This is a genomic window from Actinomadura bangladeshensis (genome assembly GCF_004348335.1).
GTDB lineage: Bacteria > Actinomycetota > Actinomycetes > Streptosporangiales > Streptosporangiaceae > Spirillospora > Spirillospora bangladeshensis.
Genome location: NZ_SMJW01000499.1, coordinates 1 through 2,156, shown reverse-complemented (window position 1 = coordinate 2,156; position 2,156 = coordinate 1). Strand labels below are relative to the sequence as shown.

Genomic DNA, 2,156 nt, shown 5'->3' with positions numbered 1-2,156 from the left:
CCCTCCCTGGACGCGGGCCGCCCCTTTGCACAACGCTTCGGTCCATGGATCGACAGGGAGAAGACGCCCCGCAGAACACCCGCGTTCTCGGCTTGACACCTCCACCCCTCCTCCTCGAACTCCTGGCCGCGCAGCGATGGCGGCATCCGGGCGATGACGTCATGCGCAAGGTCATCCCCTGGTTCGCCGACCCACTCGTCTTTCTCACGACCCTTGACTACATCCGCTTCAATTCGCAATCGCTCGAACTGTTCGCCGACGACGCAGGATTGTCGGAGCTCTTCCGCGTCAAGCGCGGCGGCACCGCAGGCGCGGTCGACCTGCCCTGGCTGGACGCCGACCGCGCCTTCTTCATCGCCGTGAACCGCGTACCGGGCGATGACGTCGCGATCGCCCTGGACTATCGCAGCGACACGACCAATCCACGAGTGGTCGCGAGCGACGCCTGGTCGACGCACCAGTACACATGGCGGGTCATAGCACCGACACTGCGATCCTTCGCCGACGCACTGGGCCTGCTGGGCGACAAGCCGATCCCGAGATTCCGCCCCGGCGAACCCGACGCCCCCATCCCCTGACCGCCGGGCCGGTTCGGCGATCGCCGCCAGTTCCCCCGCCCGTACCCAGGACGTCCGCTGCCGCGCCGCAGCAGCAAGCAGAGAGCCCCGGCCCAAAGGACCGAGGCTCGAATGTTGTTTCGGGGGGTGTCAGTGCTTCAACGCGGCCACCAGCATCGCGAACTCGCCTCGGCTGACGACCAGCTTCGGGCCGTCCGGGTTCTTCGAGTCTCGGACGCCGACGCCGGAGGGGAGGCCGGCGACCTCAACGCAGTTGCCGCCGTTCCCCGAGCTGCGCGATGACTTTCGCCATGTCGCCCTACTCAGATCCATAATGATCTTCCTTCATGATGCGGCGGATCAGGTCCGCCGACTGCTTCACCGACGAGGCCGACGATTTGATCGACTCGTAGCACATGGCCCAGTAGCCAACGTCCTCAGGGCGCTCGATGAACCGTCCGCCCGTGAGATCCTCAGCGTAGGCCACGGTCACGCCGCCGGGGAGAGCCAAGAGACTGAAGCAACACGTCAAGCCGGCGTGCGCTCCAGTGTCGAAGGGGACCACCTGCAGCGTGACTTTCGGATGGTCGGTGAGTTCCAGGAGATAGCCGACCTGCTCACGCATGATCTTCGCGGATCCGACCGGGCGGCGTAGGACTGGTTCGTCCATGACAACCCACAGCGTTGGGCAGTTCGTTGCGGCGAGCAGCGCTTTGCGCTCCATGCGGCTCGTGACAAGCGCCTCGGTCTCCTCCGCAGTATCGCCCGGGCGGCCCGTCCGGTGAAGCTCACGCGCATACTCGGGTGTCTGGAGCAGGCCCGGGATACAGAGGCCCTCGTACCAGCGGATCATGGACGTCTTCTTCTCGACCTCCAGGTACTCCGCGAACCCGGTCGGGAGGCGCTGAGACTTCTTGAAGTCGAGCGTCCGGGTGAGCGCTCCGCCGGTCTCCAGTTCACGATCGCACGACTCCGCGAACGGCAGGGAGGCGGCGAGCTGCCCCGTCTCGGCACCGGAGATCAGCGACTCCGAGAAGCTGATCCGGGTGGCGAGTTCCGCCTGCGTCAGCCCGGCCTGCTTGCGGTAATGGCGCAGCTCACGTCCCCATATGGCTTGGGGGCTGTACGGGTCGACCACCACTTTCGGCCTCCAGCGTCCGAGTTCAACGACTTCACCGAGCTTCGACGGCGCCCCGATCGAGTTCAGGGCCATCTCAGGGTGTCACGAATCCCTCACGGACCGTGGCCTTTTCGGTCCAGTCTGTGACCGCACGAGTTCGGGCGGTGTTTTCAGGGAGGTCAGACACATGGCGACGGCAGCGCACGCACCCGAGACTCCGACACTGGTCCTTGAGCCCGACGATCAGGCGCCTCGGCTGGCGCGGCGGTTTCTCGCCGAGCGGTTCGCCGAGTGGGGGATCTCGGACGACTACGTGGGACGGGTCGTGGTCAGCGAGCTCGTCACCAACGCCTGTGCGCCACGAGGCGCTCTGTCATATCCCCGGCTCAGTCGGGAGGAACTGAAGGGAGGTTTCTGGGTCTAATGGCTTACCTGGATCCGAAAGGTGAAGGGGACCGTAGCATGCCAGAAAACCAACG

General features: G+C 65.6%; 3 protein-coding genes. 1 reads left to right on the top strand and 2 read right to left on the bottom strand.

Annotated features, from left to right (window positions below; all coding sequences use genetic code 11):
* The first annotated feature begins 44 nt into the window (after positions 1-44).
* Complete coding sequence (locus tag E1284_RS40340) at positions 45-578, top strand: hypothetical protein (protein ID WP_165965629.1); 534 nt, start codon at positions 45-47, stop codon at positions 576-578.
* A 129-nt stretch (positions 579-707) separates the two neighbouring features.
* On the opposite strand, the gene E1284_RS40335 is transcribed toward E1284_RS40340, so the two are convergent.
* Positions 708-890: a DUF397 domain-containing protein gene (locus E1284_RS40335; protein ID WP_131945379.1), complete on the bottom strand. Its 183-nt coding sequence runs from the start codon at positions 888-890 to the stop codon at positions 708-710.
* Positions 877-1,770, bottom strand: coding sequence for a helix-turn-helix domain-containing protein (locus E1284_RS40330; protein ID WP_131945378.1), 894 nt, complete (start codon positions 1,768-1,770; stop codon positions 877-879). The genes E1284_RS40335 and E1284_RS40330 overlap by 14 nt, the downstream gene beginning before the upstream one ends.
* Positions 1,771-2,156 lie beyond the last annotated feature (386 nt).

Bases quoted from the DNA above. Each gene is read 5' to 3' on its own strand.
- E1284_RS40330 (WP_131945378.1), bottom strand. From the start codon at position 1,770: ATGGCCCTGAACTCGATCGGGGCGCCGTCGAAGCTCGGTGAAGTCGTT.
- E1284_RS40340 (WP_165965629.1), top strand. From the start codon at position 45: ATGGATCGACAGGGAGAAGACGCCCCGCAGAACACCCGCGTTCTCGGC.
- E1284_RS40335 (WP_131945379.1), bottom strand. From the start codon at position 890: ATGGATCTGAGTAGGGCGACATGGCGAAAGTCATCGCGCAGCTCGGGG.